The sequence below is a fragment of the Bacteroidetes bacterium SB0662_bin_6 genome (assembly GCA_009839485.1).
Lineage (GTDB): Bacteria > Bacteroidota > Rhodothermia > Rhodothermales > VXPQ01 > VXPQ01.
Genome location: VXPQ01000002.1, coordinates 45,218 through 51,784, shown reverse-complemented (window position 1 = coordinate 51,784; position 6,567 = coordinate 45,218). Strand labels below are relative to the sequence as shown.

Below are 6,567 nucleotides of genomic sequence, written 5' to 3'. Positions count from 1 at the left end.
TTCACTTCTTTTTCGCGTAACTCCGTTTCGCGAACTCCGCTTCACTTCTTTTTCGCGTAACTCCGTTTCGCGAACTCCGCTTCACTTCTTTTTCGCGTAACTCCGTTTCGGCGGTAAATCCTGGCGAAAAATGAAGGCGGTCACATCCTCTCCGCTTTTCGGCGCGGTCTTGACGGTGAATATGCGCCCGTGATGTTTCATCAGGTATGCCTTCAAGGGTTGTACCTGCTTCTTGGGGATAACCACCCGGAGAACGGTATCTTCCGTTAATAGAGCAGCTCTTTCGGATATGCCGGCATACTTGCTCCGCCGGCCGGGACGGTTATTGCCGCTGCGCGAACGCATGGATGCAAGTTGTGACAGTGCATCATCCTTGGAAAGCGTGGAAGTACGAAATGCCATGATCAGGGTAGGTAGATGAACAGGGAATACATAATGCGTAATGTGTTGTCAGGTATGAAACCAAATCAATGACCCGGACCGGGACACCTCTGTAAGATATTCACACATTTACTCCACAAAACGCGCTAACAATTTGCCAATATAAAACGCGTCAACGAACGGCGCAAATCTTCGGTATAGCAAGGAACCATACTTTTCCTTAAGTCATTCCACGGGCATGTTTATTCGGGACAACAAGCGTGATGGCCGAAATCTGAAAACAGGGATGAATGCGATGCGATACGGCACGGTGGTGCTGCTGATTACGATCACAGGGGGCTGTGCTTCTTCCGAGAGAAGCACTACCGTGGATGTACGCGCTGTGCCGACGCCGGTTGTCGATATTTCCCGCTACGAAAACTTTGATCCTGCCCTATATCCCGATACCCCCCTCGACACGCTGGCGGCCATTACACACGATGTTCCGGCCCACCTCATGGAAGGCCGTGCTGCCGAGGGTCTCCGATCGGAAGTGCCGGGATTCCGGGTACAGATATTTTCGTCCATAGAGCGCAACGCAGCCACAGAGGCACAGGAAAACATACAGACATGGTGGCGAAGACAGCATGACGAAGGCGCTGTGCCCGAGGATATTTTTCCCGAGGGACTCCCTGTCTACAACGTATACAGCCAGCCGTATTACCGCATTCGCGTCGGGGACTTTCTGTCGCGCGAAGAAGCCCGGGCGTTGCATAGTGTCCTTGTCCGACATTTCACGGATGCGTTCATTGTGCCGGACACGATCATTATTACCCGGTAACGCACGGCATGGCCCCCGCCGAGGCATGGTGCCTTCCGGAATACCATGTCCGGGGCGATAGGGCAACAGGCCACGCACCTGCCCGCACAAAAGCCCGGTTTCCTTGCCGCAGAGCAGGCAAACATCTGCAATAAATCGGCGTATATGTTACCTTTCGCCCAGGATAAGCGCACAGCAACTCTTCGCATTTCATCTCTGTATGCCGGAAACGGATACTCTCTTGCCCGAACGTTCCGATACGCTGCCGGCCGTCGGGGATATTCCCGGCACGCTACGGGACATTCGCGCTACAGTCGATGAGGAACTCGGTGTCTTCCGCCGGTACTTTCGAGACTCCGTACATTCCGACGCCAATCTGCTTGACAAGGTGACGCGGTACATGCTGCGCCAGAAGGGCAAAGAGATTCGCCCCATACTTGTTCTTCTGTCGGCGAAAATGTGTGGAGGCATCACCGAAACCACCTACAGGGCGGCAGCGCTGGTCGAATTGATGCATACCGCTACCCTGGTGCATGACGATGTGGTGGACACCGCCGAAAGACGGAGAAGCGCCTTCTCTATCAATGCACTCTGGAAAAACAAGATCGCTGTCCTCTTCGGCGATTTTCTGCTCAGCCGCGGCCTGTTGCTGTCGCTCCGGTACGGGGACTACGAAGTGCTTCATATACTCTCCGACGCGGTACGCCGCATGAGTGAGGGGGAACTGCTTCAGATCGAAAAGACCCGCCGCCTCGACATCGACGAAAAAACCTACTTCCGGATTATCTCGGACAAAACGGCTTCGCTCATTGCAGCCTGTATGGGATGCGGCGCCCTGAGCGCTTCGGCCGACCGCGACATATTGCACACCATGCAGGAAGCCGGCGAACATCTCGGATTGGCTTTCCAGATACGGGATGACCTTTTCGACTACGGCGCCAAAGATATCGGCAAGCCCATCGGGATCGACCTGCAGGAAAAGAAGATGACGCTCCCGCTTATTCACGCACTGACGGAAGCCGCCCCCAAAGAACGACGCGAGATTCTGCGCATTGTCCGTAAAAAAAAGCAGAACCGCCACGACAGACAGGCCATATATGCCTATGCCGAACGCCGGGGCGGCATAGCCTATGCCCGTCGAAAAATGCACGAACACGCGGATACGGCCCGCAAATTGCTCCAGGATATGCCCCCGACAGAAGCGCGGAACGCCATGCTCGGTCTGGTCGATTATACCATACAGCGCGACAAATAACCGGCTCGTACACGATAAATTGCAACGATTCTAATCCGCTCTGCCTGAACTCAGTTGCCATGAAAAGCCCTACGCGATCCCTTGCTCGTCGCTTTTTCGCCTGGTTCCTGCCCATCCTGCTCTGCGGAGGACCTTCCCTGGCGGCATCCGGACAGGACATCGGCCCGATCCTGACCGAACTCCATGATCTCACAGCAGGTGCGCTGGAGGCCGCACGGCAGGCCGCCGAAGCGCCTACCGTCGAAGCGGTTAAGGAGCATGCGGACAAGGTATTCGAAGCGGTCTGGGGCATTCCCTCCGGCCTGACGCAGGAAGAGGCCTCCGGAGCCGCCCACATGCATGGCTGGATGACTCGCTGGCAAGTGGCCTTCGCCGACTATGACAGGGCCTTCGCCATACGATACGAATCGGAAACGCCCGCTATCGACGACCCCTTGCTTCTTGGCATTGTGGGCAGAGGGCGGCACATCCGCCGCATCATCGAAAACAACATGCGGAGCGGATCGGCAGATCCGGCCATCGTTACGCACGGCCCCCATGTCGTGCATTCCCTGAACAATGTGATCGGGTGGATGAAAATCGACGACGGTGTCACAAAAGGAGAACGGCAACCTCGAGTAGATCTCACCTACGAATGGGATGCTCCCATCGAATTCTGGATGTCCACTGCGGACACGGGCTGGCTCCACGAAGCATTCGCTCAGGCGCTGAATATCCTGAAAACGGACTATGGCGACGATGTGGCAATGGCGCGGAGCCATGCTGCAGACATGGTTGGCCTCCTTGAAAAAAGCATGCAGGGGGTGGACGCCAACGGCAACGGCAGTATCGAACCCGTTCGCATGGAGGGCGGCCTTATGACCGCCCTGCAGCATGCCGGTTTCGCCGGAATCACAGGTAATTGACCCCGCTGCCGGACATTTTTCTGCGCTGCTTAGCCCCATCCCGCTACTTCCCCACCGTACAGACACCGTATACGCTATGAAGACACGCCTGCCCGGCATATTCCTGCTCCTCGTTTGTCTTCTCGGCACGGCTCGTGCGTTCCCTGCACATGCTCAGGATGCGGATGCCCCGCCGCCCATCAATGAACAACTCGACCCTGAAACGGTCGCACAACATCTTGCCGTATCCGAAGATCGCGCCCCCATTCGGGTGCTTGCCATAACGACGACGCACGGATTCCGGCACAGCTCCATCGAAACCATCAAGGAATTGTTGCCTGCGATCGCCGCGACCACCGAATTCGATTTCGATATCACAGAAGACCTTACCCTTCTCAACGACGAAAATCTCGCCGGATACGATCTGCTCCTGTTCGCAAATTCGACATTACGCGTCCAGGCAGAAGACGAGGAAAGCGAAGAAGAAGCCGAACCGGCAATCTACGGATTCACATTCCAGACCCTTGAAGGCGCTGCGGAAGCCTCTTTCTCCTTTGAAAACCTCGACAGCGACAGCCCTTCCGGCGCGATCCTGACCGCTCCCGGCGCCCCTCCCATACCGCTGGAGGATCTGACGTACGACCCGCCGATGCTGGAATTCAGTTTCGATACGCAATCAGCATACGGACACATTTACGTTTCCGGCGAGCTGACGCCCGACGCATTCGATGCCCGCTGGCGTTCCGGTCTCGGGGACGGCATCCTTCCCGTGCCCGCTACCCGCCTGAACCCGGAGGACACGGCGGTCCCCGACGGCATGACGGAAGATCAGCGTGAAGCAATCCGTACCTTTCTCGCTTCGGGCAAAGGCATCGCCGGCGCGCATGCCGCGCTGGATGCGTTGTACGGGTGGGACTGGTACCGGAATATGGTCGGCGGCGGACTGTTCAAGAATCATCCCTGGACACAATCCGTCCGCATCAAAATAGAAGATCCGGAGAATCCCGCCGTGGCCCACTTCGGGGACGGTTTCCAGATACACGACGAGATATACGTCCTCGATGAAAATCCGCGCTGGAACGTCCATGTGCTGGCTTCCCTCGACATGCGAAGCGTCGGTATTGAAGAAGGACCGGCAAGCATCCTCGCTAACGACTACCCGATTTCATGGCTCCAGGAGTACGACGGCGGACGCGTCTTCTACACCAAGCTCGGGCATTTCGAGGATGTCTGGACCACGCCCGCGTTCATGCAGCATCTGCTACAGGGCATGCGAATTGCCGCCGGGCGTCTCCCCGCCGATATGGGAGGTGGAAAGCGGACCTATGAAGTGCTCGCCGAAGACATATGGCCCGATGATATTGCAGTGGACGAGAAGGGCCATGTCTGGATCGTCGAATTGCGCGGCAGGATACACCGCTACGACGCCGAAACGGGCGAAATCCGGCAGATTGCACACCTCGACACCACCGATCCGACCAATGTCGAACATGGCCTGTTAGGCATCGAGGTCGACCCGGCATTCTACGAAGGCGATCCGTATATCTATCTGTACTACACCGAGCAGAAGACATTCATCAACACGCTCTCGCGGTTTACGTACAAGGACGGCGCATTGGACATGGCCAGCGAAGAGGTGCTGCTGCGCGTACCTACGGAGCCCCAGTGCTGCCACCAGGGCGGCGACATCGAGTGGGGCCCGGATGGGTCCCTGTACCTGTCTACAGGGGATACAGGCATGTCCGAAGTACGCCCTCAATGGGAAATATCCCAGGAACGCATCGATGACTTCATGGCCCGCCACGATTTGTCCCGGATACACTGGACCCGCCTGGTGGACTCGGAACGCAGTGCGCAAAATCTCCAGGACCTGCGCGGAAAAATTCTGCGGATTCATAAGGACGGTTCCATTCCGAAGGACAACCCCTTCTTCGGCGAACCCGGCGTGCGGTGGGAAATCTACGCGTACGGCCTGCGTAATCCGTATCGATTCAAGGTCGATCACGAAACGGGCGCTCTGTACATCGGCGTTGTGGGCCCCGATGCAGGGTACGACTATGACGAGTATAACATTTCGGAAAAAGGCGGCGAAAATTTCGGGTGGCCCCGTAATATGGGCAGACTGTTCTACAACGAAATCACGCCCGAGCATATTCCGAATTTCGTACCCCCCATCTGGGAATACACCTATGAATCGGGCGGGCGATCGGCTACCGTCGGCCCCATCTACCGGCATGAAGGCGAAGGCGCCTTCCCCGACCTCGTGCAAAACGGACTCTTTGTCTACGACTGGTCGAGACGGTGGATCAAGTGGGGGCATGTCAGCGATAGCATCTTCAGAAGCGATGTAGAACAGAGTGTGAAAAACACTCCCCTGGCCCTTGAAATTCCCGCCAGGCGCCTGCTGAACATCAAGACATTCGATGTGCTGACACGGACGGCCCCCATTTCCATAGAAACCGGACCGGACGGCAGCATTTACGTGGCGGAATTTGACGGCTTCTGGGATCCGGGCCCGAATTCCCGCCTCACGAGATACCGCTGGATACCAAACAACCCGACCAGTTCTTCGGAAGAATGAATCCCTTTGCCGATCGCATTACAGAAACAGAGCATAAAAACCGCTCCCGGCAGCTCATGCATCGCCCCGGTCCCTCCTCCCGACACAAGAAACTTGCAGCCCTGTTCCTGGCCGGCCTCATCGGACTGGTCGTTTCAGGCGCCGTTTTTATGGATCGCCCGGCGCCGTCCGATCACACAGGCCCGGCGACGGAATATTCCGAAAGCAAAGCGCATCCCGATCCGATCTCTTCCCTGCAGGACGGAGCCGAAATTTACCTGACACGCTGCATGTCATGCCACCAGATGAACGGGGGCGGCGTGCCGGGCGTATTTCCTCCGCTCACCGGAACCGATTGGGTAACGGGCGATGAGGGAGTACTCATCCGGATCATCCTGAACGGGATGACCGGGGAAATCGAAGTGAATGGCATGGTGTACACCGGCGCGATGCCGCCCTGGGGAAGTTTTCTGAACGACGAAGAGATGGCAGCCCTTCTCACCTATATCCGCACGGAATGGGGCAACGACGGCACAGAAATCACGCCCGAAACGGTAGCGCAGGTGCGGGAAACCGTAGCGGACCGCGCGGAACCCTGGACGGTTGAGGAATTGGAGGCGATGAGGGAGGCGAACAGGTAGCCAAGCTAAGGCGCCATAGAAACAGGGGGTGCGGAAAGCAAAACCCT

Annotated in this window: 5 protein-coding genes; all 5 read left to right on the top strand. The window is 57.0% G+C overall.

The features are described from left to right. Window positions 1–619 precede the first annotated feature (619 nt). The 5 genes from F4Y00_00615 (at window position 620) to F4Y00_00595 (ending at window position 6,520) form a co-directional block, all read left to right on the top strand. On the top strand, window positions 620–1,201 hold the full coding sequence (locus tag F4Y00_00615; protein ID MYE03468.1) for an SPOR domain-containing protein: 582 nt from the start codon (window positions 620–622) through the stop codon (window positions 1,199–1,201). Window positions 1,202–1,400: 199 nt separating this feature from the next. After that, complete coding sequence (locus F4Y00_00610) at window positions 1,401–2,435, top strand: polyprenyl synthetase family protein (protein MYE03467.1); 1,035 nt, start codon at window positions 1,401–1,403, stop codon at window positions 2,433–2,435. A gap of 59 nt (window positions 2,436–2,494) precedes the next feature. Continuing rightward, complete coding sequence (locus F4Y00_00605; protein ID MYE03466.1) at window positions 2,495–3,340, top strand: hypothetical protein; 846 nt, start codon at window positions 2,495–2,497, stop codon at window positions 3,338–3,340. After that, window positions 3,309–5,900, top strand: coding sequence for a hypothetical protein (locus F4Y00_00600; protein MYE03465.1), 2,592 nt, complete (start codon window positions 3,309–3,311; stop codon window positions 5,898–5,900). Before F4Y00_00605 ends, F4Y00_00600 begins: the two co-directional genes overlap by 32 nt. Next, window positions 5,897–6,520, top strand: a complete 624-nt coding sequence (locus tag F4Y00_00595) for a cytochrome c (protein MYE03464.1) — start codon at window positions 5,897–5,899, stop codon at window positions 6,518–6,520. Before F4Y00_00600 ends, F4Y00_00595 begins: the two co-directional genes overlap by 4 nt. Window positions 6,521–6,567 lie beyond the last annotated feature (47 nt).